This window comes from Kluyvera intermedia, from assembly GCF_021440345.1.
Classification (GTDB): Bacteria; Pseudomonadota; Gammaproteobacteria; order Enterobacterales; family Enterobacteriaceae; genus Kluyvera; species Kluyvera intermedia_A.
Genome location: NZ_JAKCNS010000015.1, coordinates 29,364 through 53,974, shown reverse-complemented (window position 1 = coordinate 53,974; position 24,611 = coordinate 29,364). Strand labels below are relative to the sequence as shown.

Sequence of the window (24,611 nt, the reverse complement as noted above, 5' to 3'; positions counted from 1 at the left end):
GCACCCTGGTGAGAAAGTCATCAATTAAGCGTAGGCGCCAATCATTAGCCTGAGAGTAATAATTGAAGTAACAATTTGTGATTAGGATCAGATTCAGAAGGGACAAAAAAGGCTACCCATCCCTCATTTTCATAAACACGGCGGCAAAGTGGCGGTATAGTAGGCGCCAGATTTTAAGTGAACATCGCGAGTTATGACTGAAACAACCCACCACGACCTCAACATCGACACCTCAAGCAGCGCGGACTTTGTGCCGATGCGCGGCGTCAGCAATCGTCATCTCCAGACGATGCTGCCGCGTCTTATCCGCCGCAAGCTGCAGTTCACGCCATGCTGGCAGCGCCTTGAACTGCCGGACGGCGATTTTGTCGATTTAGCGTGGAGTGAAGACCCCGAGGGCGCGCGGCATAAACCGCGGCTGGTGGTGTTTCATGGTCTGGAAGGCAGCCTGCATAGCCCTTACGCCCACGGCCTGATTAATGCCGCAAAACAGCAGGGTTGGCTGGGCGTGGTGATGCATTTTCGTGGCTGCAGCGGTGAACCTAATCGCCTGAACCGCATTTACCATTCCGGAGAAACGGAAGACGGTAGCTGGTTCTTACGCTGGCTGGCGCGTGAGTTTGGCCCCGCGCCAACCGCCGCAGTCGGTTATTCACTCGGCGGCAATATGCTGGCCTGCCTGCTGGCAAAAGAAGCTGACGAGGTTCCTATTGATGCGGCGGTCATTGTCTCCGCGCCGTTTATGCTCGAAGCCTGTAGCTACCATATGGATAAAGGCTTCTCGCGCGTCTATCAGCGCTATTTGCTGAACCTGCTCAAAGGCAATGCGGCACGTAAACTCAAAGCCTATCCAGGCTCGCTGCCGGTTGACCTGCGCCAGTTGAAGAGCATGCGTCGGATCCGTGAATTTGATGACTCGATTACGTCGAAGATTCATGGCTTCGCCGATGCTATCGACTACTACCGCCAGTGCAGCGCGATGCCAACGCTCAGCAAAATCACCAAGCCGACGCTTATCATCCATTCCAAAGACGATCCGTTTATGGATCACCACTCTATTCCCGCCCAGGGAGAGCTGCCGGATAACGTGGAGTACCAGTTGACCGAGCATGGCGGCCACGTCGGATTTATCGGCGGCACCCTGCGCCACCCGGAAATGTGGCTGGAGAAACGCATCCCCGCCTGGCTAATGACCTGGCTTGGGACGAAAGCATGATGATTCCCTGGCAGGACCTCGACCCGGAAACGCTGGATAGATTGATTGAAAGCTTTGTCTTGCGCGAAGGCACTGATTATGGTGAATATGAGCGTTCACTTGCGCAAAAGGTCGCCGACGTAAAACAGCAGCTACAAACAGGCGAAGCGGTGCTGGTGTGGTCCGAACTTCACGAGACCGTCAACATCATGCCCCGTAACCAATTTCGCGGTTAACTATACTTATCGGAAGCACGCCCCGCTTCCGATAGCCTGTTCAGGGAGTTATTCGCATGTCTGCCAAACATCCAGTTATCGCCGTCACCGGCTCCAGCGGAGCGGGAACCACCACTACCAGCCTGGCATTTCGTAAAATCTTCGCTCAACTCAATCTGCGAGCGGCAGAAATTGAAGGGGATAGCTTCCACCGTTATACCCGTCCTGAAATGGATATGGCGATTCGTAAAGCCCGCGACCTAGGCCGACATATCAGCTACTTCGGCCCGGACGCCAATGATTTTGGCCTGCTGGAACAAACCTTTCGCGACTACGGTGTGAACGGTAAAGGGCAATCGCGCAAATACCTGCACACTTACGATGAAGCGGTACCGTGGAATCAGGTGCCGGGGACATTTACCCCGTGGCAGCCGCTGCCGGAACCGACCGACGTGCTGTTTTATGAAGGGCTGCACGGCGGCGTCGTCACGCCGCAGCACGACGTCGCGCGTCACGTGGATCTGCTGGTGGGCGTAGTGCCTATCGTTAACCTCGAGTGGATCCAGAAGATGATCCGTGACACCAGCGAGCGCGGTCATTCCCGCGAAGCGGTGATGGACTCCGTCGTGCGCTCAATGGAAGATTACATCAACTTCATTACGCCACAGTTCTCTCGCACCCACATCAACTTCCAGCGCGTACCCACGGTTGACACCTCAAACCCATTCGCCGCGAAAAGTATTCCGTCGCTTGATGAGAGTTTTGTGGTGATTCATTTCCGCAATCTGGAAGGGATCGATTACCCATGGCTATTAGCCATGCTACAGGGGTCATTCATCTCACATATGAACACGCTGGTGGTGCCTGGCGGGAAGATGGTGCTGGCGATGGAACTCATCATGACGCCGCTGGTGCAGCGTCTGATGGAAGGTCGAAATTAACGTCGAGGGGATTACCCCTCGATAACTTCGTAAGAGTGGGTGATATTGACCGCTTTCTCCAGCATTAGCGCCACGGAGCAGTACTTCTCGGCAGAGAGATCGACCGCACGCGACACCGCCGCGTCTTTGAGCTCTTTGCCGGTCACGATGAAGTGCAGATTGATATGGGTAAACAGGCGCGGTGCCTCTTCACGACGTTCGGAAGTCAGCTTCACTTCACAGTCGGTCACGTTGTAGCGACCTTTTTGCAAAATAGAAACCACGTCAATGGCGCTACAGCCACCCGCAGCCATCAGCACCACTTCCATAGGGCTTGGCGCTTTATCACCAGAATTGCCGTCCATCAGAATTTGATGTCCTGAAGCAGACTCACCGAGGAAGGTTAACCCCTCAACCCATTTCACACGTGCTTGCATAATTTTTAACTCCCAGGTTGCAATTTTCTTCTCAGATTACGCGCACATAACAATTCTCGCAACGGAAGGCGATCCCCGTCATGCTGAAGCGAGACACCAGGAGACACGCGGCTAAAGCTATGCTAAAACAGTCGGGATGCTACGGTAATACATAAACGTACTGCATGTATGCAGAGGACATCACATTACAGGCTGCGGCGCTATTCGACAGCCGACTTCCCAGGTAACGGGAAGGATACTATTGCAACCAGTGGCTGCAAGGTTTTGCCGCTGGGAAGAGCTTATAACAGAGGATAACCGCGCATGGTGCTTGGCAAACCGCAAACAGACCCGACTCTCGAATGGTTCTTGTCTCATTGCCATATTCATAAGTACCCATCGAAGAGCACGCTGATTCACCAGGGTGAAAAGGCAGAGACGCTGTATTACATCGTAAAAGGCTCAGTGGCTGTACTCATCAAGGATGAAGAAGGCAAAGAGATGATCCTCTCTTACCTCAACCAGGGCGATTTCATCGGTGAGTTAGGCCTGTTTGAAGAAGGCCAGGAACGCAGCGCATGGGTAAGAGCAAAAACCGCTTGTGAAGTTGCTGAAATCTCTTATAAAAAATTCCGTCAGTTGATTCAGGTTAACCCAGACATCCTGATGCGCCTGTCTTCGCAAATGGCACGTCGTCTGCAGATTACTTCTGAAAAAGTGGGTAACCTGGCATTCCTGGACGTGACCGGGCGTATCGCTCAGACTCTGCTGAATCTGGCCAAACAGCCGGACGCCATGACCCACCCAGACGGTATGCAGATCAAGATTACCCGTCAGGAAATCGGTCAGATCGTCGGTTGTTCCCGCGAAACCGTGGGCCGTATTCTGAAAATGCTGGAAGATCAAAACCTGATCTCCGCACACGGCAAGACCATTGTCGTTTACGGTACCCGCTGATCCCGCTAAAACGGCATATTGTCTCAGCAATATGCCGTTTTTACTTATCCCCCTATGTGGCGCAGGCTGATTTACCATCCGGAAGTCAACTATGCACTGCGGCAAACGCTGGTGTTATGTTTGCCGGTTGCCATCGGCCTGATTCTCGGCCACCTTCAGCAAGGCCTCCTGTTTTCACTGGTTCCCGCCTGCTGCAATATTGCCGGTCTTGATACCCCACATAAGCGTTTCTTCAAGCGCCTGACCATCGGCGGCTGCCTGTTTGCCGGTTGTAGCCTGGCCGTCCAGCTTTTGCTGGAACACGAAATCCCGCTGCCGCTGATACTCACCGGGCTAGCTCTCATTCTTGGCGTGACGGCGGAGATCAGCGCCCTGCACGGGCGTCTGCTGCCGGCATCGCTTATTGCCTCTATTTTTACCCTCAGCCTCGCCGGCAATATGCCTATCTGGCAGCCGTTGCTGCTCTACGCTCTGGGTACGCTGTGGTTCGGTTTATTCAACTGGTGGTGGTTCTGGATGTGGCGGGAACAGCCGCTGCGAGAATCGCTAAGCCTGCTCTATCGTCAACTTGCCGACTACTGCGAAGCCAAATACAGCCTGCTGACCCAGCATACCGACCCCGGCACCGCGCTGCCCCCGCTGTTAAACCGTCAGCAGAAGGTGGTGGATTTAATCTCCCAGTGCTATCAGCAGCTGCATATGCTGGCGGCCAATCAGCACAACGATTACAAGCGCCTGCTGCGCGCGTTTCAGGTTGGGCTGGATTTACAGGAACACATTTCCGTCAGCCTGCATCAGCCGGAAGAGGTGCAAAAACTGGTTGAGCGTAGCCACGCCGAAGCCGTGATCCGCTGGAATGCCCAGACCGTCGCCGCCCGCCTGCGCGTACTGGCGGACGATATTCTCTACCATCGCTATCCCAGCCGCTTCACGATGGAAAAACAGATTGGCGCGCTGGAAAAAATTGCCCATCAGCATCCCGATAACCCGGTTGGGCAGTTCTGCGCCTGGCACTTCAGCCGCATTGCCAAAGTGCTACGCAGCCAGCGTCCGCTCTATCCACGCAATCTGATGGCTGACAAAGAGCGGCGTCTACCGCTGTTCCCGGCGCTGAAAAGCTATCTGTCGCTGAAATCCCCGGCCCTGCGCAATGCCGCGCGGCTGAGCGTGATGCTGAGTATTGCCAGCCTGATGGGGACGGCGCTGCATTTACCCAAACCGTATTGGATCCTGATGACGGTGCTGCTGGTGACACAAAACGGCTATGGCGCAACTCGGGTGCGTATCTTCCACCGAGCGGCGGGAACCCTGGCAGGCCTGGTGATTGCCGCCTTCGCCCTGCACTTCCATACGCCGCAGGGGCTGGCGCTCTCCGGGATGCTGCTTATCACGCTTGGCAGCTATCTGATTATCCGCCGCAACTACGGCTGGGCTACCGTCGGGTTCACCGTCACCGCGGTATACACGCTGCAAATTCTGACGCTCAACGGTGAACAATTTATCGTTGCCCGCTTTATCGACACCATCATCGGCTGCCTGATTGCCTTCGGCGGCATGCTCTGGCTGTGGCCCCAGTGGCAAAGTGGCCAGCTACGGCAGAACGCCCAGGCCGCGCTGGAGGCCGATCAGGAAGCTATCCGCCTGATTTTAAGCCCCGATCCACAGGCACCTAAACTGGCGTATCTGCGTATGCGCGTAAACCAGGCGCATAACACGCTGTTTAACACGCTCAATCAGGCGATGCAGGAACCGGGCTTTAACTCGCGCTATCTGGAAGATATGAAGCTGTGGGTGACTCACAGTCAGTTTATCGTCGAACATATCAACGCCATGACCACGCTGGCGCGCGAGCATGAGATGCTGACGCCTAATCTGGCGCAGCAGTATCTGGAGTCAAGTGAAATTGCGCTCCAGCGCTGTCAGCAGCGTCTGGAATACGATGAAGCGGGAAGCAGCGGTGAGGTCAACATTATGGAGTCGCCGGACGCACTGTCCCATGGGCCGTTGAGCACCATGGAACAGCATCTCCAGCGTATTCTGGGGCATCTGAACACCATGCACACCATCTCTTCGGTGGCCTGGCGGCAGAGACCACGGCAAGGCGGCTGGTTAAAACGGCGAACTAGCTAACGAGCTTCGCCACGGCCTGCGAGAAACGTTGCATGCCTTCATCGATATCCACTTCTTCCACCACCAGCGATGGCGCAAAACGCATTACGTCCGGGCCAGCATTCAGTACCATTACACCAACGTCTGCTGCTGCGTACAGGAAATCACGCGCCCGACCTTTGTACTTCGCATTCAGCTCAGCGCCAATCAGCAGGCCCATACCGCGTACATCACTGAAGATATCGTACTTCGCATTAATCTGCTGTAGGTGCTGCACAAAGCGTTCGCGCTTCGCGTTGACGCCGTTTAGCACTTCCGGGGTGTTGATGATGTCGAACGCGGCACCAGCAACGGCGCAGGCCAGCGGGTTACCGCCGTAGGTTGAACCGTGGGAGCCGACGTGGAAGGCCCTGGCGATGTCCTCGGTCGTTAGCATCGCGCTCACCGGGAAACCGCCGCCCAGCGCTTTGGCGCTGGTCAGAATGTCCGGCGTCACGCCGTAGTGCATATAGGCAAACAGTGAACCGGTACGGCCCATCCCGCTTTGCACTTCATCAAATACCAGCAGCGCCTGATGCTTATCGCACAGCGCGCGCAGGCCCTGTAAGAATTCCGGCGTTGCCGCCAGCACGCCGCCTTCGCCCTGAATCGGCTCCACCACGATGGCGCAAGTGTGATCGTCCATCACCGCTTCGACCGCATGCAGATCGTTAAACGGAACGTGGATAATATCGGCCGGTTTTGGACCAAAGCCGTCGGAATATTTCGGCTGACCGCCCACGGAGACGGTAAACAGCGAGCGACCGTGGAAAGCATTGTGGAAGGCAATAATCTTGGTTTTGTATGGGCTATGACGGGTAGAAGCGTAATAACGCGCCAGCTTAAACGCGGTTTCGTTCGCTTCGGTGCCTGAGTTCATAAACACCACGCGCTCGGCGAAGGTGGCATCCACCAGCTTCTGGCCCAGGCGCAGCGCAGGCTCGTTGGTAAACACGTTGCTGGTGTGCCACAGCGTTTCACCCTGGCTTTTCAGCGCCTCAACCAGCGCCGGGTGACAGTGGCCCAGCGCCGTCACCGCAATACCGCCCGCAAAATCGACGTACTCTTTGCCTTGCTGATCCCACACGCGGCTGCCTTTGCCCTTCACCGGAATAAATTCCGCCGGTGCATAGATTGGCAAAATGACCTGATCGAAGGTCGCGCGGGTGATTGCAGGTTGTTTGGTTACCATGTCATGCCCTTCTTCAAACGATGCAGCAATGATTGTGAAATTATATCCACAAAATATGCATAAAAAATCACATCATAGCAACTACTATCGGTTGAGAAAGTTAGCCAGCAGCTCATGCCCCTGTTCACTGAGAATGCTCTCTGGGTGGAACTGCACGCCTTCCAGATCCCATTCACGATGGCGGATCCCCATGATTTCACCCGCTTCGCTGCGCGCGGTGACTTCAAAGCAGTCGGCAAGGGTATCCGGGTCAATGAGTAGTGAGTGATAGCGAGTGACGGTCAGCGGGTTATTCAGGCCGCGAAACACGCCCTGCTGCTGATGGGTAATCGGTGAGGTTTTGCCATGCATCACTTTTGCCGCGCGGACAATGCGCGCGCCAAATGCCTGAGCGATAGCCTGGTGGCCTAAGCAGACGCCGAGCAGCGGTACTTTACCGGCATAGTGGCGAATCACATCGAGGGAGATACCGGCTTCATCCGGCGTGCAGGGACCGGGGGAGATAACGATTTTGTCCGGCGCCAACTGAGCGATTTCATCAAGGGTAATGTCGTCATTACGCCTGACCGTTACGCTGGCCCCGAGTTCACAGAAGTACTGGTAGAGGTTCCAGGTAAAAGAATCGTAGTTATCAATCAGCAGGATCATGGCGGCTCCGGTCGTTTATCTGCCGCCATTCTACCGGGTGCTTACTGCTTTAGCGATAAGGGCGGCAGCCTCATGCCGATGCCGCCCATATCCTTTACGGCAGTACTTTGGCAGACAGGATGACGATAGGCTTAGACGGCACATTCTGGTACGGCCCAACGTTGTGGCTCGGTACCTGGGAAATCTTATCCGCCACGTCCATGCCTTTCACCACTTTACCGAATACGGCATAGCCAAAGTCACGCTGGCCGTGATCCAGGAAGGCGTTATCCGCGACGTTGATGAAGAACTGGCTGGTTGCGCTATCTTTATCAGCAGTACGCGCCATGGCGATAGTGCCACGGGTGTTACGCAGGCCGTTGTCGGCTTCGTTTTTAATCGGTGGGTTCGGCTGCTTCTGCTGCATCTGCTCGTTAAAGCCGCCGCCCTGAACCATAAAGCCCGGGATCACGCGGTGGAAGGTGGTGTTGTTATAAAAACCACTGTTGACGTATTTCAGGAAGTTTTCAACCGATACTGGCGCTTTCTGGCTATCCAGCTGCAGCTCGATGTTGCCAGCCGAGGTGGTCAGCAGCACGTGCGGATTATTGGTCGCAGCTAATGCAGCGGGCGCCATAGTGGAGAGAGCGAAAACAGCCGCCACGGCCGCCAGAGTTGATTTGAGCATGAGAATTCCTTTAACGAGTGCAGTAGAGAAGCAAGTGGCTTGATTCTAAAGAGGCTTAGCCCCTCAGGCCAGTGCTTTACCAAAGTTTACGCGGATGTAACGCTTATAATGATCAGGGTAAGAAATGGTGAATTGATTTTTGTGATCTCGATCACATTGAATCATGTAATACGCCATCGTTTGCGTAATAAAACTATGAATACATCACTTCAGTGAATAAAATCTGCACGCTCAGCGCAGAGTCAATGCGCTTTACACAACTATTCACAGGCCAGTCATGACTAACAGCAACCGTATCAAGCTCACATGGATCAGCTTCTTCTCCTACGCCCTTACCGGCGCGTTGGTGATCGTCACCGGGATGGTGATGGGAAATATTGCCGATTACTTTAATCTGCCCGTTTCCAGCATGAGTAACACCTTCACCTTCCTGAACGCCGGGATCCTGATCTCCATCTTCCTCAATGCCTGGCTGATGGAAATCGTGCCGCTGAAAACGCAGCTGCGTTTTGGTTTTGTGCTGATGGTTCTCGCCGTTGCGGGCCTGATGACCACTCACAGCCTGGCGCTGTTCTCTGCCGCCATGTTCGTTCTGGGTCTGGTCAGCGGTATCACCATGTCCATCGGTACTTTCCTTATCACCCACATGTATGAAGGTCGTCAGCGCGGCGCACGTCTGCTGTTTACCGACTCCTTCTTCAGCATGGCCGGGATGATCTTCCCGATGGTCGCCGCCGTTCTCCTGGCGCGCAGCATTGAGTGGTATTGGGTTTATGCCTGCATTGGCCTGGTTTACGTGGCGATCTTTATCCTGACCTTTGGCTGTGACTTCCCGGTTCTGGGCAAAAAAGCACAGCAGGAAGACCAGCCGGTGGCGAAAGAAAAATGGGGCATCGGTGTACTGTTCCTGTCCATCGCTGCGCTGTGCTACATCCTCGGCCAACTGGGCTTCATCTCCTGGGTACCGGAATATGCCAAAGGTCTGGGCATGAGCCTGAACGACGCCGGTAAGCTGGTGAGCGATTTCTGGATGTCATACATGTTCGGCATGTGGGCCTTCAGCTTCATCCTGCGTTTCTTCGACCTGCAGCGTATCCTGACGGTGCTGGCAGGCATTGCGACCGTGATGATGTATCTGTTCAACCACGGCGAGCCGCAGCATCTGGCGTGGTTTATTCTGACCCTGGGCTTCTTCTCCAGCGCCATCTACACCTCCATCATTACGCTGGGTTCCCTGCAGACCAAAGTTGCCTCCCCAAAACTGGTTAACTTTGTCCTGACCTGCGGCACCATCGGCACCATGCTGACCTTCGTTGTGACCGGCCCAATTGTGGCCAGCAGTGGCCCGCTAGCAGCGCTGACCACCGCTAACGCGCTGTACGCCGTGGTCTTCGTGATGTGTATTGTCCTCGGCTTCGTGAGCCGTCATCGCCAGCACGCGACGACAGCCTCTCACTAATCCGCCCCGCCCCTTTTCGCTAAGAAAAGGGGCGCCTCGATTTATCCCTCGCACCGTTCCCGCCCCTGCCGTTTATTTACGCATTTTGTACAAAAAACAAACATAGAATAAAGTTGAGTATTTTCCGCAACTTACAAAATCACTTAAAAATCATCACCCTACTCATTAAGGAGTAGGTAAAGGCTAAATTGATTTGAATCAATAATCGCAATAGCTGAATCGTTAAGGTAGGCAGTATTAGAATAGAAATCGAGGCAAAAATGAGCAAAGTCAGACTCGCAATTATCGGTAATGGCATGGTCGGCCACCGTTTTATTGAGGATATTCTCGATAAAGCCGACGCCAGCCAGTTCGATATTACCGTCTTCTGTGAAGAACCCCGCATCGCCTACGACCGCGTCCACCTCTCGTCTTACTTCTCTCACCACACGGCAGAAGAGCTGTCGCTGGTACGCGAAGGCTTCTATGAGAAGCACGGTGTGAAGGTTCTGGTCGGCGAACGCGCTATCACCATCAACCGCAAAGAGAAGGTGATTCACTCCAGCGCAGGCCGTACCGTCTTTTATGACAAGCTGATTATGGCCACCGGTTCTTACCCATGGATCCCGCCAATCAAAGGCTCTGAAACTCAGGATTGCTTCGTCTATCGTACGATTGAAGATCTGAACGCCATTGAAAACTGCGCGCGCCGTAGCAAACGCGGCGCGGTAGTCGGCGGCGGCCTGCTGGGCCTTGAAGCCGCCGGTGCGCTGAAAAACCTCGGCGTCGAAACCCACGTTATCGAATTTGCCCCTATGCTGATGGCAGAGCAGCTTGATCAGATGGGCGGCGAGCAGCTGAAGCGCAAAATCGAAAGCATGGGCGTGAAAGTTCACACCAACAAGAACACCAAAGAGATCGTGCAGGAAGGCGAGAACGCGCGTAAAACCATGCGCTTTGCCGACGGCAGCCAGCTGGAAGTTGACTTTATCGTCTTCTCCACCGGTATCCGCCCACGCGACAAACTGGCGACCCAGTGCGGTCTCGAGGTCGCCCAACGCGGCGGCATCATGATTAACGACAGCTGCCAGACCTCCGATCCGGATATCTACGCCATCGGCGAATGCGCCAGCTGGAAAAACCGCGTGTACGGCCTGGTTGCGCCGGGCTACAAAATGGCGCAGGTTGCCGTTGACCATATCCTCGGCAGCGAAAACAGCTTCCAGGGTGCGGACATGAGCGCCAAGCTGAAACTGCTGGGCGTTGACGTCGGTGGGATTGGCGATGCGCATGGCCGTACGCCAGGCGCACGCAGCTACGTTTACCTCGATGAAAACAAAGAGGTCTACAAACGCCTGATCGTCAGCCCAGATAACAAAACGCTGCTCGGTGCGGTACTGGTCGGCGACACCAGCGACTTCGGCAACCTGCTGCAGCTGGCGCTGAACGCCATTGAACTGCCGGAAAATCCGGATTCGCTGATTCTGCCGGCGCATGCCAGCGGCGGTAAACCGTCTATCGGCGTCGACAAGCTGCCGGACAGCGCGCAGATCTGCTCCTGCTTCGATGTGACCAAAGGCGCACTGATTGCGGCTATCAACAAAGGTTGCCATACCGTCGCGGCGCTGAAAGCCGAAACCAAAGCCGGCACCGGCTGCGGCGGCTGTATTCCGCTGGTAACTCAGGTACTGAATGCCGAACTGGCGAAACAGGGCATCGAAGTTAACCACAGCCTGTGCGAACACTTCGCCTTTACCCGTCAGGAGCTTTACCACCTGATTCGCGTCGAAGGCATCAAAACCTTTGATGAACTGCTGGCGAAATACGGCAAAGGCTACGGCTGTGAAGTCTGTAAGCCTACCGTCGGTTCCCTGCTAGCTTCCTGCTGGAATGAGTTCATCCTCAAACCACAGCACACGCCGCTGCAGGATACCAACGACAACTTCCTGGCTAATATCCAGAAAGACGGTACCTACTCCGTGATCCCACGTTCCGCAGGCGGTGAAATCACCCCGGAAGGGCTGGTGGCTGTTGGTCAGATCGCCCGCGAGTTTAACCTGTACACCAAAATCACCGGTTCTCAGCGTATCGGCCTGTTCGGCGCGCAGAAAGATGACCTGCCGGAAATCTGGCGTCAGCTGATTGAAGCGGGCTTCGAAACCGGTCATGCCTATGCCAAAGCGCTGCGTATGGCCAAAACATGCGTAGGCAGCACCTGGTGCCGTTATGGCGTGGGCGACAGCGTAGGCTTCGGCGTCGAGCTGGAAAACCGCTACAAGGGCATTCGTACCCCGCATAAGATGAAGTTTGGCGTCTCCGGCTGTACCCGCGAATGTGCGGAAGCCCAGGGCAAGGACGTGGGCATTATCGCCACCGAGAAAGGCTGGAACCTGTACGTCTGCGGTAACGGTGGCATGAAACCGCGTCATGCGGATCTGCTGGCAGCTGACCTCGACCGCGATACGCTGGTCAAATACCTCGACCGCTTCATGATGTTCTACATCCGTACTGCCGACAAACTGACGCGTACCGCACCGTGGCTGGACAACATGGAAGGCGGTATCGACTACCTGCGTTCCGTGATCATCGACGACAAACTGGGCCTCAACCAGCATCTGGAAGAAGAGATCGCCCGTCTGCGCGCCGTGTTTGCCTGTGAATGGACCGAAACGGTGAACGATCCGGCCGCTCAGGTTCGTTTCAAACACTTTATCAACAGCGAACAGCGTGACCCGAACGTGCAGGTGGTTGCCGAGCGTGCACAGCACCGTCCGGCTACGCCTTACGAACGCATCCCGGTCACTCTGGTGGAGGAAAACGCATGAGCCAGTGGGTAAATATCTGCAAGATTGACGCAATCCTGCCAGCAACGGGCGTTTGTGCTTTGCTGGGCGACAAACAGGTCGCCGTGTTCCGTCCGTATGCCGACGACCAGGTTTTCGCCATCAGCAACATCGACCCGTTCTTCGAGTCGAGCGTGCTCTCACGCGGTCTGATTGCTGAACATCAGGGTGAGCTGTGGGTTGCCAGCCCGTTGAAAAAACAGCGCTTCCGCCTGCGTGATGGGCTGTGTATGGAAGACGAAAGCCACTCCGTCACCCATTATGACGCCCGCGTTAAAGACGGTCAGGTACAGCTAAAAGCTTGAGCGTTTTAAGCATAAGTAATAGCTAAAACTTATGACCTTAAAGGGGTAACAGCAGGAAAAATCGTGTATCCCATACGATGTCTGCTGTTATCCTTACCCACATTAATCATCTCGTGTATTTCCTTTGCTAATTCCGTGAGGTTGCCCCGTGGATCATTTACCCATCTTTTGCCAACTGCGCAATCGCGACTGCTTGCTGGTCGGCGGCGGTGATGTTGCTGAACGTAAAGCACGCTTGCTGCTCGACGCGGGCGCGCGTCTGACGGTAAATGCCCGGGATTATGTCCCGCAGTTTCACGTATGGGCCGACGCGGGAATGCTTACGCTAGCAACCGGTGATTTTCAGCCCTCGCTGCTGGATACCTGCTGGCTGGCCATTGCCGCCACCGACGACGATACCGTCAATCAGCAGGTAAGCGATGAAGCAGAAGCTCGCCGCATCTTCTGTAACGTGGTCGATGCGCCGAAGGCCGCCAGCTTTATTATGCCCTCGATTATCGACCGCTCGCCGCTGATGGTGGCCGTCTCTTCCGGCGGAACCTCGCCGGTACTGGCACGCCTGCTGCGTGAGAAGCTCGAAGCCGTGCTGCCGCAGCATCTGGGTCAGGTTGCGCTCTACGCCGGACAGCTGCGCGCACGCGTGAAGCAGCAGTTTGCCACCATGGGTGAGCGCCGCCGTTTTTGGGAAAAGCTGTTTATGAATGACCGCCTGGCGCAATCGCTGGCGAATCAGGATAAGCAGGCTATCGCAGAAACCACCGACCATCTGCTCAATACGCCGCTGGATCATCGTGGCGAAGTGGTACTGGTCGGCGCGGGCCCAGGCGATGCCGGTCTACTCACGCTGAAAGGCCTACAGCAAATTCAACAGGCGGACGTAGTGGTCTACGACCGTCTGGTTTCCGACGATATTATGGATCTGGTGCGCCGCGATGCCGACCGTATTTTTGTCGGCAAACGCGCGGGCTACCACTGCGTGCCTCAGGATGAAATCAACCAGATTTTGCTGCGTGAAGCGCAGCAGGGTAAACGCGTTGTGCGCCTGAAAGGCGGCGACCCGTTCATCTTCGGGCGCGGCGGTGAAGAGCTGGAAACGCTGTGCGAAGCCGGCATTCCCTTCTCGGTCGTCCCGGGTATTACCGCCGCCTCTGGCTGCTCCGCCTATTCCGGTATTCCGCTAACCCATCGTGACTATGCACAGAGCGTACGCCTGGTTACCGGGCATCTGAAGACCGGCGGCGAGCTGGATTGGGAAAACCTGGCCGCCGAGAAACAGACGCTGGTGTTTTACATGGGGCTTAATCAGGCCACCACCATCCAGCAGAAGCTGATTGAGCACGGTATGCAGGCCGATATGCCGGTGGCTATCGTCGAGAACGGCACCGCGATTACCCAGCGCGTGATTGACGGCCAACTGACACAACTGGGCGAACTGGCACAGCAAATGGCCAGCCCAGCGCTGATTATCGTCGGCCGCGTGGTGGGACTTCGCGACAAACTGAACTGGTTCTCTAACCACTAGAGACAAAAAAACCGGGATAATCCCGGTTTTTTTATTCACTGCTAATCTGGTCAGCAAGGCCAGATTAGGCAATCGGCTTATGGCTTGGCCACAAAGCCAATCGCTTCGTATACCGCTTTCAGCGTCTGCGCCGCACGTGCGCTGGCTTTATCCGCTCCGTCTTTCATCACCTTCTGCAGGAAAGCTTCGTCGTTACGGTAACGGTGATAGCGTTCCTGCAACTCAGTCAGCATGCCGGAAACCGCTTCGGCCACTTCACCCTTCAGGTGACCGTACATTTTCCCTTCAAAGTGCTGCTCAAGCTCAGAAATACTCTGGCCGGTCACGCCGGAGAGGATGTCCAGCAGGTTAGAAACGCCCGCTTTGTTCTGCACGTCGTAGCGCACGACTGGCGGCTCATCGCCGTCGGTCATGGCACGTTTGATCTTCTTGACCACCGATTTCGGATCTTCCAGCAGACCAATCACGTTATTGCGATTGTCATCCGACTTGGACATCTTCTTGGTCGGCTCCAGCAGCGACATCACGCGCGCACCGGACTTAGGAATAAACGGCTCAGGCACTTTGAACACATCGCCATAAATCGCGTTGAAGCGCTGGGCGATATCGCGGCTCAGCTCCAGGTGCTGTTTCTGGTCTTCACCTACCGGAACCTGGTTAGTCTGATACAGCAGGATATCGGCGGCCATCAGTACCGGATAGTCAAACAGACCGGCGTTGATGTTTTCTGCGTAGCGCGCAGATTTATCTTTGAACTGGGTCATGCGGCTCAGTTCACCGAAATAGGTGTAGCAGTTCAGCGCCCAGCCCAGCTGTGCGTGCTCTGGCACATGGGACTGCACGAAGATGGTGCTCTTTTCCGGGTCGATACCGCAGGCCAGATACAACGCCAGGGTGTCGAGAGTCGCTTTACGCAGCGCCTGAGGGTCCTGACGAACGGTAATGGCGTGCTGGTCAACGATACAGTAGATGCAGTGGTAGTCATCCTGCATGTTAACCCACTGACGCAGCGCACCCATGTAGTTACCGATGGTCAGTTCACCTGACGGCTGTGCGCCGCTAAATACGATGGGCTTAGTCATGTTCTGATTCCTGAGGTTCAAGATTAGGCAGCCCGAGAGCGGGCAAAAGTTCATTGAAATGGTCGAAGATAACATCCGGTTCGCTGTGCGCGATGGCTTCACCATAGTTATAGCCGTAGGTCAGGCCGACGGATGGGCAACCTGCCGCTTTGGCAGCCTGAATATCGTTACGGGAATCGCCAACAAACAGTAGCGCTTCCGCCGCCAGCCCCAGCTTCTCCGCCACTTTCAGCAGCGGCTCTGGATGCGGCTTTTTGTTCTGTACGTCGTCGCCGCCAATCACCACCGTGAAATAGCTGGCGATACCCAGCGTTTCCAGAATCGGTGCCACAAACGGCGTCGGCTTATTGGTGACGAGCGCCAGCGGCAGGCCGCTGTCATGCAACGCTGCCAGAGTTTGCTCAACCTGCGGGAACAGGAAACTGCCCTCTTCGGCAAACTCCGCATAGTAGCGGTCGAACAGGCGACGCAGCACACGAAGCTGCTCATCCTGCGGGATATCGTGGCTATCGACGGAAGGTTTGCCCTGCGAGGCGCGCAGCGTTGCACGCTCCTGGCGAGCCCAGTTCAGCGCCCGCTCCATCAGCACATCGGCACCGTTGCCGATCCAGGTGATAACTCGCTCTTCGCCAGCAACCGGCAGTTCGAGCGCGTACAGCGCGCTGTCTACCGCCGCAGCTAATCCCGGCGCGCTGTCCACCAGCGTGCCGTCGAGGTCAAACGCGACGCCGCGAATGGTCTGTAATTTATCCATGACTTACCTTTGCCAGTTCACTGCGCATTTCATCAATGACTTTTTTGTAGTCTGGTTGGTCAAAAATCGCCGAACCGGCGACAAACATGTCGGCACCGGCCGCAGCGATTTCGCTAATGTTGTTCACCTTCACGCCACCGTCCACTTCCAGGCGAATGTCATAGCCGGATTCATCAATACGGCGACGCACTTCACGCAGTTTTTCCAGGGTGTGAGGAATGAAAGACTGGCCGCCAAAGCCTGGGTTTACCGACATCAGCAAAATCACGTCCAGCTTATCCATCACGTAGTCGAGATAGCTCAGTGGGGTTGCTGGGTTAAACACCAGGCCCGCCTTACAGCCATTCTCTTTGATAAGCTGCAAAGTACGGTCAATGTGTTCGGAAGCTTCCGGGTGGAAGGTGATGATACTGGCGCCTGCGGCGGCAAAGTCCGGAACGATTCGGTCAACGGGTTTCACCATCAGATGCACGTCAATAGGTGCGGTGATGCCGTAATTACGCAGTGATTTGAGCACCATCGGTCCGATGGTCAGGTTCGGCACGTAATGGTTATCCATAACATCGAAATGAACCACATCTGCCCCGGCGGCCAGCACACGGGCAGTGTCCTCCCCCAAACGGGCAAAATCAGCCGACAAAATTGAAGGGGCAATAAGGTACTGTTTCATCCGCATCTCCTCAAAGCCTATCCCATTAGGCTATTAACGTTGTTTTTTGCCAGGTGGCCGGTAGAGCGCAAGCAGCTCTTCCACCTTTTTACGCGTGCCGCCGTTGCGGCTGATGCTGCGTCGAACTTTTACGGTATGGGTATCCGTCGCGTTTTTGTACCAGTCCAGCGTCAGCGGCGTTCGGTGATTGGAAATCAACACCGGGATCCGCTTTGCCATCAGTTCCTCAGCCTTCTTTGCCAGAATTTCTTGCTGCTCGAGGCTGAAGCTGTTGGTGTGATAGGCGGTAAAATTCGCCGTCGCCGACAGCGGCGCATACGGTGGATCGCAATAAACGACCGCATCCTTCCCAGCTCGCTTCATGCACTCTTCATAAGATTCGCAGTAAAACTCCGCATTCTGGGCTTTCTCGGCAAAGTGACGCAGTTCGGCTTCCGGGAAGTAAGGTTTTTTATAACGCCCAAACGGGACATTAAACTCACCGCGCAGGTTATAGCGGCACAGGCCGTTGTAGCCATGACGGTTGAGGTATAAAAACAGCACCGCACGACGGAACAGATCGGTGCTACGGTTAAACTCTTCGCGCAGTTGGTAGTAGCATTCAGCATCGTTGGTTTCGGGCACAAACAGAGCCTGCGCCTGCGCAATGTACTCATCGGCACGTGTTTTAACGATTTTGTAGAGCTCGATAAGGTCGCTGTTGATATCAGCCAGAATATAACGCGAAAAATCGGTATTCAAGAATACCGATCCAGCACCAACGAAGGGTTCAACCAGACAATCGCCAGTCGGCAGATGATGTCTTATATCGTCGAGTAGAGGGTACTTGCCCCCCGCCCATTTAAGAAAAGCGCGATTTTTTTTCATGCGGCCTGACTAATTACACTTTCTCCGGCTGTGGAGAAAGGCTCCGACAGCATCCTGCGCTTCTTCGTTCCTTCATGCGCCGTAAGGGCCACACGAAGGAACGGTGTCGATATTGAAACGACGCTTATTTCAGGTCGGTCTGAACCTGACGCAGCGGTTTCGCCCACGGGTTCTTCGCCTGAACATCGGCAGGCAGCGTGGTTACAGCATTTTTTGCATCATCCTTAGACGCATAAATACCGCTCACCAGCACATACCACGGCTGGCCGTTACGGGACGTTTCATACACTACATAGTTTTTCAGATTCTCTTTCTTCGCCCAACCGTTCAGGTTGTCGTAGTTAGAAGAGGAGCTGAGCTGCAGGGTGTAATGGGAACCCGAAGCGGACTTCAGCGCGTTAACGTCACCCGCAGATTTACCGGTTGCCGCTGCGGCAGGTGCCGTAGTGGCAGCAGTTGCGGTTGCCGCTGGTGCGGTGGTCGCTGCTGGTTTAGCCGTTTCAGTCGTCGTTGCTGGCGCTTTCACCGGTGTGGTGGTCGTTGCCGTCGCCTTAGGTGCGGTAGTCACCGGCTTCGCTTCGACAACAGGTTTGCTTTGCGCAGGCGTGGTCGACGTTTTCACCGTGGCCACTGGCTGAGGCTTCGCTTCGATAACCGCATGTTTACGTTCAGGACGCGGCGTAGCTGCCGTGGTCTGACGTGGGGTTTCCGGAGCAGTTACCGCTGGACGCGCGCCGTTACGAATTGGCGCAACGGTAGCAGGTTCAGTCGGCAGCGTAGAGTTCACCACGGCGTTATCAATCTGGCCCTGCTGTTGGGTCAGCGCATTGTTCAGGTCGCCCTGCACTTCGACACGCTGTTGACCATCTGGCGCAGTCGCTTCCTGGCCCTGGGTCGGCGTGGAGGAAATTGGCGGCAGAGAAACATCCTGCTGCGGGTTAGTTTCCTGAGCAGATGGCGTAGTCGTTGCAGCAGTTTGCGAGGCACTATCACCGGAAAGAGAGACGCTCTTTTCAGTTGATGCGCTTTGATCGCTGGACGATGAAGGTGCTTTCAATGCCGAACCGATGCCAACAATCAGCACCAGCAGCACGACAATACCCAGACCCATCATAATGTACTGACGGGAGGCCGGTTTATGCGGTGCAGCATTTTTACGTTTACGCGGGCGACGCTCTACCGCTTCATCTGCGCTATCTTCATCATCAGATTCATCGTATTCGTCTTCCGGCTCAGCTTCTTCACGTGCTTTGCGGCTACGGGACGGACGACGCTCGTCGGCATCGAGTTCCACATCATCAAAATTGATCTGTGGCTCGCTGTCACGATCGGAAGACTGACGAGAGCGACCAGTACGACGATCGCTGGGATCGGGTTTCAGCTCGTCTTCTGGTTTAAATTCATCCATTTCACACCCCGCTAAAAGGCTTATGCTACGACTTTTGCACATCGCCTGAAGTTAAAACACCGCAAAACGCGGCTAGACCTTTCTTATATTTGCGCCCGCTGAGTATCAGCGATAGCGCCAAGAACCACATCGTGGGATACGCCACCGCGTACCTCACTCTTCCCGATGGCCAGCGGCAACACTAACCGCATCTCGCCCGCCAGGACTTTTTTATCTCGCATCATATGAGGCAGATAGGCTTCTGCTGACATTTCCTGAGGCCCGGCAATCGGCAGACCCGCACGCTTCAGCAGAGTAATAATGCGCTGCGTGTCTTTGGCAGCAAATTGCCCCAGACGTTCGGAGGCATGCGCCGCCATCACCATACCGGCAGCAACCGCTTCACCGTGCAGCCAATTACCGTAACCCATCTCAGCTTCGATCGCATGACCGAACGTATGTCCAAGATTGAGTAAAGCACGTAACCCTGTTTCGCGCTCGTCGGCAGCGACAACATCGGCTTTCAGCTCACAGCAACGGCGAATACAGTACGCCATCGCTTTTTCATCGAGCGCCATCAGCGCGTCGATATTCTCTTCCAGCCAGTCGAAGAACGGTGCATCAAGGATGATGCCGTATTTAATCACTTCAGCAAGGCCGGATGATAACTCACGTTTCGGCAATGTTTTCAGGCAATTAAGGTCAACCACGACGGACGCTGGCTGCCAGAATGCACCGATCATATTTTTACCGAGAGGATGGTTGACCGCGGTTTTGCCGCCAACCGAAGAATCCACCTGCGACAGCAAGGTGGTAGGTACCTGGATAAAGCGTACGCCGCGCTGATAGCTCGCCGCAGCAAAACCGGTTAAGTCGCCAATCACACCGCCGCCTAATGCGACGAGGGTGGTGTCACGACCGTGCGGTTTTTGCAAAAGCGCGCTAAAAACGGTATCCATGACCGACAGACTTTTATACTGTTCGCCGTCCGGCAGAATGACGCTATCAACTTTCACGCCAATCTGCTCCAGCACGGAACGAACCTGGTCCAGATAGAGAGGTGCCAGCGTTTCGTTGGTGACCAGCATAACCTGATCGCCAGACTTGAGCGGTAAGAAGGAAGCTGGCTCGTTAAACAAACCAGCCGCGATGGTTATCGGGTAACTACGTTCCCCGAGAGTTACAGTAAGCCTCTCCATAACGCGACGTCCACCTTAGTGACTTATATTCGCTGGCGTTCTACCTTGCGGGCCAGTATTAGTTGCTTTCCAGCATATGGATAATCTGGTTGGCGACAACTTTTGCGCTCTGATCGTCGGTGCGAATGGTGACGTCAGCAATCTCTTCATACAGCGGATTACGTTCATCAGCCAGCGCTTCGAGCACCTCGCGTGGCGGTGTTTCAACCTGCAGCAGCGGGCGTTTTTTATCACGCTGAGTACGTGCTAGCTGTTTTTCAATGGTCGTTTCCAGATAAACGACGACACCACGAGCGGAGAGACGATTGCGCGTTTCACGTGATTTTACAGAGCCGCCGCCTGTTGCCAGAACGATGCCCTGCTTTTCCGTTAACTCATTGATGATTTTTTCTTCGCGGTCACGGAAACCTTCTTCGCCTTCGACATCGAAGACCCAGCCCACGTCAGCGCCTGTTCGTTTCTCAATCTCTTGATCAGAATCGTAAAATTCCATATTGAGCTGTTGAGCCAGCTGGCGCCCAATAGTGCTTTTGCCGGCACCCATGGGCCCAACCAGAAAGATATTGCGTTTCTCTGCCATTTTTTTGGTACTACTAAGACTATTCGTTAATGATAAATCCGCGCCGCAGTCGATCGCGCGTCGCAGGACATGAACTGAAACCTCTTATGCAATAGAGCGAGAGTCAGACTGAAAATTATCTCAATACTACGACTGGTTTGGCAACAGATTAAATCAGCAGACTGTATGAGACGAGATGGTATCAGTGACACTCAAATCGGTACTCCTTGTATGCTAAATCGGGGCCCACGTCAAACCCGGGGCACTCCTTCCCCCCTAAATAGTCCTGTTTATCGGCTGCTATTGTGCAGAAATAATACGCGGGGTAATAAACACCACCAATTCACGTCGTTCATTATCTTTGCCGTCGTGGCGAAAAAGATGGCCTAACAGAGGGATATCACCCAGCAACGGAATGCTATCGCTGGCATTTTTATGCTTCTGTGAGAAGACTCCGCCCAGCGCCAACGTCTCGCCGCTGACCACTTCGACCTGTGTTTCAATTTCCTGCTTATCAATAGTCATAATTTCGCCATCGGCTTGTTGCAGCACCTGCCCCGGCATATTTTCACTGATCCGCAGCTTCAGGCGCACACGGTTGTTTTGCAAAACCGTCGGCGTGACCTCCATCCCCAGCACCGCTTCTTTAAACTCCACCGAGGTGGCGCCGCTTTCGCCACTCGATACCTGATAAGGGATTTCACTACCCTGTTTGATGCTTGCCGGCTGCAAATGCGATGCCAGCAGCCGTGGGCTGGCGATAATATCGACCTTCTGCTTTTGCTCCAGAGCGGAAAGCTCAAGCTCCAGCAGCCTTCCGTTAATACGGCCAATGTTAAAACCGACACGCGTGGTGGCATCGGCGACCGAGAGATTGCTGCTTAACGTGGTTATTTTTCCCACGCCCGTGGTTCCTTCGGCATCCGCAAGACTCCATTTGATCCCCAACTCCCGCAGGCTCGTCTCATTAATCGTCACAATATGCGCCGCCAACTCCACCTGACCGACAGGAATATCCATCTCGTGAGCCCATGCGGTAAAGGCTGCAAGATGCTCACCGTCATCGCGCACGAGCAGCCGGTTAGTCCGCTTATCCACGGTCAGGCTTCCCCGTTTGCCGAGAAGTTTAATTCCGGACTTCGCCAACTCATCGGCATCGGCATAGTTCAGTACGACGCTGCTATTGCTAAGCGGCAACGCTGACTGACGCCGCTCTTTCTCCGCCTCGGACCGCGCCCTCTCCTCTTCACGCCAACCTTTCGCGTGTACATACAAAACACCGTTCTCCTGGCTCTGCACCAGCCCTGCGCTGGCGATTACCGTTTGTAATGCCTGCTTCCAGGGGAGATTACGCAACTGCAGCGAGACAACGCCCTGAACGTCCGGGGCTATCACCAGGTTTTTCTGTTCCAGATCCGCCAGGCTCTGAAGCACCTGTGCTACCGGTACATCGTCAACCACCAGCGTGACGTTTTTCGCCGGACTCAACGGCGACACGGCCAGTAACATCAGTAGACTTATCCTTTTTATCATTACGATCTCCTTGTCTTTTCCATTGTCCATATCGTGGCTCGCAGCCTTCTCCAGCATCGACGGTCAGGTTGTCATACGTTATTTCACTGACCCGCCAACCCGTATTGAGCCGCTTTCCCTGCTCAATACGCTGCCATTTGCCTTCACCGTTTTGCACGATGCCAATCAACCGCTCCGCTGATTGCGTTACGCCCCGGTAGTGCCACAGGGGAAATTGCGCCGTCTGACACACGTCGACAACCGGTGCGAAGGGATCGCGCATACCGCAAATCAGCGGGACGATGAGGCATAAAAGCCACCGTCGGCTAGGGTTCATCATCGCGTACCAACTGGAGGCTGAAGTTCAGCGCACCGTTTCCGGGGCTCAGGGAGAAGGCGATAACCTGCATACCGCGCTCGGCCAGCATTGAAAACGTAGCGGGGATTTGCTGCCAGTCGGCTTCCAGCGACATTTCCCCTCCTACAGCTGAAGGCACCCAGCTCACCAGCCGGACGCCCTCACGCTGCAAATCAACCGGAGAGAATGGAATCAGCGGTACATCGCCCTGCTCTGTTTCGCGCTGCGCGGCGGCCTTTATTTGCATCATCCGACGCCAGCCCTCCGCGTTGTGTACCCGTCCGGTTTGCCATGACTGGTGACTTTTTGACACCCGCTGATATGCCTGATGCCCAACCACATAAGCGGCATAAACGCCGAGCAGAATGGCAAGGCATGCTCCTCCAGCGATGAGCGTCGTCGATGAAATCCTCAACCAACTATCTGGGAGCTGCATACGACGCCTCCTCCGGTAGCTGATATTGGAACTGCCAATACCCCTCGCTATTGCGCTGAATCTTTCCGGCTTTACCGGGTAAAAAACCTGAAATGCTCTGAAGCTGGCGGTCCACCTTCGTCAATGCGGAAAACGGTGTCAGCACTCCCGAAATTGACAGCGCGCCACGTTGATAGGTCAATTCATTAAGCCAGGCCTGCGGCGGAAGATGTTCCGCTAGCGACGCAAGCCGCGATGACCAGGCCTGAGTCGCTTCCCTGGCGGCCCGACGTTTTTGAGCCTGCGCTCTTTGCTGCGCGTCCACGCTAAGCCGTTGCTCCCACCGCGATATCTGCTGGCGAATTTGTCGCTCAGCCGATACGTGAAGCTCGCTCATTCGCTGCTCCACCTGCCAGTTCAGGATGGCGTAAAACGTCAGGCAGCCACACACCAGCCAGCTACTGCAAACCCGTAGCCCCCAGATCCACAGGCCCCGGTAAAATTGGGTGCGCCGCCAGGGCAGAAAATTTACGCTTGCCGTCATCACCATGACACCCTCATCGCCAGCGCAATGGCCACCGCGAAATCATCGCCACAGGCGGGAAGTGGCGGCTGTTTCTGGGCAACGACCTCCCAAGGGTCGAAACCGCGGCTATCGGCAGATTGCGCCATACAGTGCACCAGCCGTTGTGGCTCAACGCCCAGCCGTTCGCCGAGCGACAGCGGTGATACGGCGTGGTCCTGTGGCTCAGCTCCCCAACCTTCCCGGCTGGCCCATAGCCACTGCGCCTGGTCGCGCCAGACCAATACCGCGTCACCCGCCTCCAGATACGGCAGAAATGCCTGCAACGCACAGGCATCCGGAGTGATAGCCACAATCTGGAGACGTAGAATCTTCGCCAGCCGCTGAAGACGTAAAACATCCTGCTGCTGGGCGGCAGTTACGTTCCAGTGCCCTTGCTCATCCGCCGAATGGTAATCAAAGCAGAACGAGGCGGTTGGCATCTCCAGTTGCTGTGACATTGCGCTGGCAATCCATGCAGACTGTTCGCTTTCCCGCAGCGTCATCGCCGCACGCGGCAGGGTTTTCTGCAATGTTCGATGGGCGGGAAACGCGATGCTAACCGCGTGCTGCCAGGGCAGTTCGCGCCGCCAGGCAGAGAGGACCGCCAGCAGCGCGTCATCCGCCTGCTGTGAAGAGGTGGTTGGCGGCAGCGGCAGTTGCCACCAGCGCTTCAGCGACCATCTATTTCGACTATGCTGAAGTGCAACGATGAAGACATTCTCTTGCTGGAGATGAATACCCACTTGCCAATATTTGAAAGCCATTTCACGATTATCC

At 55.2% G+C, this 24,611-nt stretch carries 25 protein-coding genes; 9 read left to right on the top strand and 16 right to left on the bottom strand.

What is annotated here, in order from left to right; translation table 11 throughout:
• Positions 1-193: 193 nt before the first annotated feature.
• Genes LZ634_RS04795 through LZ634_RS04785 form a run of 3 tightly spaced genes read left to right on the top strand, consistent with a single transcriptional unit; the run spans position 194 to position 2,351 of the window.
• Positions 194-1,216, top strand: a complete 1,023-nt coding sequence (locus tag LZ634_RS04795; protein WP_234502691.1) for a hydrolase — start codon at positions 194-196, stop codon at positions 1,214-1,216.
• Positions 1,213-1,431, top strand: coding sequence for a YheU family protein (locus LZ634_RS04790; protein WP_234502689.1), 219 nt, complete (start codon positions 1,213-1,215; stop codon positions 1,429-1,431). The genes LZ634_RS04795 and LZ634_RS04790 overlap by 4 nt, the downstream gene beginning before the upstream one ends.
• A 56-nt stretch (positions 1,432-1,487) precedes the next feature.
• The gene (locus tag LZ634_RS04785; protein WP_234502688.1) at positions 1,488-2,351 is read left to right on the top strand and encodes a phosphoribulokinase; all 864 of its coding nucleotides are present in this window, start codon (positions 1,488-1,490) and stop codon (positions 2,349-2,351) included.
• 11 nt (positions 2,352-2,362) lie between these two features.
• Here LZ634_RS04785 and LZ634_RS04780 read toward each other — a convergent pair whose 3' ends face one another.
• Positions 2,363-2,767 (bottom strand): OsmC family protein, encoded by a 405-nt coding sequence (locus LZ634_RS04780; RefSeq protein WP_052282806.1) that lies wholly within the window; start codon positions 2,765-2,767, stop codon positions 2,363-2,365.
• 303 nt (positions 2,768-3,070) lie between these two features.
• Here LZ634_RS04780 and crp point away from each other — a divergent pair, with 303 nt between their 5' ends.
• Both crp and LZ634_RS04770 read left to right on the top strand, forming a co-directional pair.
• Complete coding sequence (crp, locus tag LZ634_RS04775; RefSeq protein WP_039332728.1) at positions 3,071-3,703, top strand: cAMP-activated global transcriptional regulator CRP; 633 nt, start codon at positions 3,071-3,073, stop codon at positions 3,701-3,703.
• Between the two features lie 54 nt (positions 3,704-3,757).
• The gene (locus LZ634_RS04770) at positions 3,758-5,833 is read left to right on the top strand and encodes a YccS/YhfK family putative transporter (RefSeq protein ID WP_234502687.1); all 2,076 of its coding nucleotides are present in this window, start codon (positions 3,758-3,760) and stop codon (positions 5,831-5,833) included.
• On the opposite strand, the gene argD is transcribed toward LZ634_RS04770, so the two are convergent.
• The 3 genes from argD to ppiA form a co-directional block, all read right to left on the bottom strand.
• Entirely contained in the window at positions 5,826-7,043 is a 1,218-nt protein-coding gene (gene argD / locus LZ634_RS04765; RefSeq protein ID WP_234502686.1) for a bifunctional acetylornithine/succinyldiaminopimelate transaminase, read from the bottom strand. The genes LZ634_RS04770 and argD overlap by 8 nt on opposite strands.
• A gap of 84 nt (positions 7,044-7,127) precedes the next feature.
• Positions 7,128-7,691: an aminodeoxychorismate synthase component 2 gene (pabA, locus tag LZ634_RS04760; protein ID WP_234502685.1), complete on the bottom strand. Its 564-nt coding sequence runs from the start codon at positions 7,689-7,691 to the stop codon at positions 7,128-7,130.
• Between the two features lie 94 nt (positions 7,692-7,785).
• Positions 7,786-8,358 carry a peptidylprolyl isomerase A gene (gene ppiA / locus LZ634_RS04755; protein ID WP_061282513.1) on the bottom strand — a complete coding sequence of 191 codons (573 nt, stop codon included), beginning with the start codon at positions 8,356-8,358 and terminating at the stop codon, positions 7,786-7,788.
• A 277-nt stretch (positions 8,359-8,635) separates the two neighbouring features.
• On the opposite strand from ppiA, the gene tsgA reads away from it, so the two are divergent.
• The 4 genes from tsgA (at position 8,636) to cysG (ending at position 14,466) form a co-directional block, all read left to right on the top strand.
• On the top strand, positions 8,636-9,817 hold the full coding sequence (tsgA, locus tag LZ634_RS04750) for an MFS transporter TsgA (protein ID WP_234502684.1): 1,182 nt from the start codon (positions 8,636-8,638) through the stop codon (positions 9,815-9,817).
• Between the two features lie 260 nt (positions 9,818-10,077).
• Positions 10,078-12,621 (top strand): nitrite reductase large subunit NirB, encoded by a 2,544-nt coding sequence (nirB, locus tag LZ634_RS04745; protein ID WP_234502683.1) that lies wholly within the window; start codon positions 10,078-10,080, stop codon positions 12,619-12,621.
• Positions 12,618-12,944: a nitrite reductase small subunit NirD gene (nirD, locus tag LZ634_RS04740; protein ID WP_234502682.1), complete on the top strand. Its 327-nt coding sequence runs from the start codon at positions 12,618-12,620 to the stop codon at positions 12,942-12,944. The genes nirB and nirD overlap by 4 nt, the downstream gene beginning before the upstream one ends.
• Before the next feature lie 148 nt (positions 12,945-13,092).
• Positions 13,093-14,466, top strand: coding sequence for a siroheme synthase CysG (cysG, locus tag LZ634_RS04735; RefSeq protein WP_234502681.1), 1,374 nt, complete (start codon positions 13,093-13,095; stop codon positions 14,464-14,466).
• Positions 14,467-14,543: 77 nt separating this feature from the next.
• Here cysG and trpS read toward each other — a convergent pair whose 3' ends face one another.
• The 12 genes from trpS to LZ634_RS04675 form a co-directional block, all read right to left on the bottom strand.
• Entirely contained in the window at positions 14,544-15,548 is a 1,005-nt protein-coding gene (gene trpS / locus LZ634_RS04730) for a tryptophan--tRNA ligase (protein ID WP_061282523.1), read from the bottom strand.
• Positions 15,541-16,302: a phosphoglycolate phosphatase gene (gene gph, locus LZ634_RS04725; RefSeq protein ID WP_234502679.1), complete on the bottom strand. Its 762-nt coding sequence runs from the start codon at positions 16,300-16,302 to the stop codon at positions 15,541-15,543. Before gph ends, trpS begins: the two co-directional genes overlap by 8 nt.
• Positions 16,295-16,972 (bottom strand): ribulose-phosphate 3-epimerase, encoded by a 678-nt coding sequence (rpe, locus tag LZ634_RS04720; RefSeq protein WP_234502677.1) that lies wholly within the window; start codon positions 16,970-16,972, stop codon positions 16,295-16,297. The genes gph and rpe overlap by 8 nt, the downstream gene beginning before the upstream one ends.
• A gap of 33 nt (positions 16,973-17,005) precedes the next feature.
• Entirely contained in the window at positions 17,006-17,839 is an 834-nt protein-coding gene (gene dam / locus LZ634_RS04715; RefSeq protein WP_234502675.1) for an adenine-specific DNA-methyltransferase, read from the bottom strand.
• Between the two features lie 124 nt (positions 17,840-17,963).
• Positions 17,964-19,247, bottom strand: a complete 1,284-nt coding sequence (gene damX, locus LZ634_RS04710; protein WP_234502674.1) for a cell division protein DamX — start codon at positions 19,245-19,247, stop codon at positions 17,964-17,966.
• Between the two features lie 83 nt (positions 19,248-19,330).
• Positions 19,331-20,425, bottom strand: a complete 1,095-nt coding sequence (aroB, locus tag LZ634_RS04705; RefSeq protein ID WP_234502673.1) for a 3-dehydroquinate synthase — start codon at positions 20,423-20,425, stop codon at positions 19,331-19,333.
• A 58-nt stretch (positions 20,426-20,483) separates the two neighbouring features.
• Positions 20,484-21,005, bottom strand: a complete 522-nt coding sequence (gene aroK / locus LZ634_RS04700) for a shikimate kinase AroK (protein WP_035892101.1) — start codon at positions 21,003-21,005, stop codon at positions 20,484-20,486.
• A gap of 279 nt (positions 21,006-21,284) precedes the next feature.
• Positions 21,285-22,517 carry a DNA uptake porin HofQ gene (hofQ, locus tag LZ634_RS04695; protein ID WP_234502671.1) on the bottom strand — a complete coding sequence of 411 codons (1,233 nt, stop codon included), beginning with the start codon at positions 22,515-22,517 and terminating at the stop codon, positions 21,285-21,287.
• Positions 22,438-22,836, bottom strand: coding sequence for a HofP DNA utilization family protein (locus tag LZ634_RS04690; RefSeq protein WP_234502670.1), 399 nt, complete (start codon positions 22,834-22,836; stop codon positions 22,438-22,440). Before LZ634_RS04690 ends, hofQ begins: the two co-directional genes overlap by 80 nt.
• Complete coding sequence (locus LZ634_RS04685; RefSeq protein WP_234502669.1) at positions 22,823-23,290, bottom strand: hypothetical protein; 468 nt, start codon at positions 23,288-23,290, stop codon at positions 22,823-22,825. The genes LZ634_RS04690 and LZ634_RS04685 overlap by 14 nt, the downstream gene beginning before the upstream one ends.
• Positions 23,274-23,813 carry a PilN domain-containing protein gene (locus LZ634_RS04680; RefSeq protein WP_234502668.1) on the bottom strand — a complete coding sequence of 180 codons (540 nt, stop codon included), beginning with the start codon at positions 23,811-23,813 and terminating at the stop codon, positions 23,274-23,276. The genes LZ634_RS04685 and LZ634_RS04680 overlap by 17 nt, the downstream gene beginning before the upstream one ends.
• Positions 23,813-24,598 (bottom strand): pilus assembly protein, encoded by a 786-nt coding sequence (locus LZ634_RS04675; RefSeq protein WP_234502667.1) that lies wholly within the window; start codon positions 24,596-24,598, stop codon positions 23,813-23,815. Before LZ634_RS04675 ends, LZ634_RS04680 begins: the two co-directional genes overlap by 1 nt.
• Positions 24,599-24,611 lie beyond the last annotated feature (13 nt).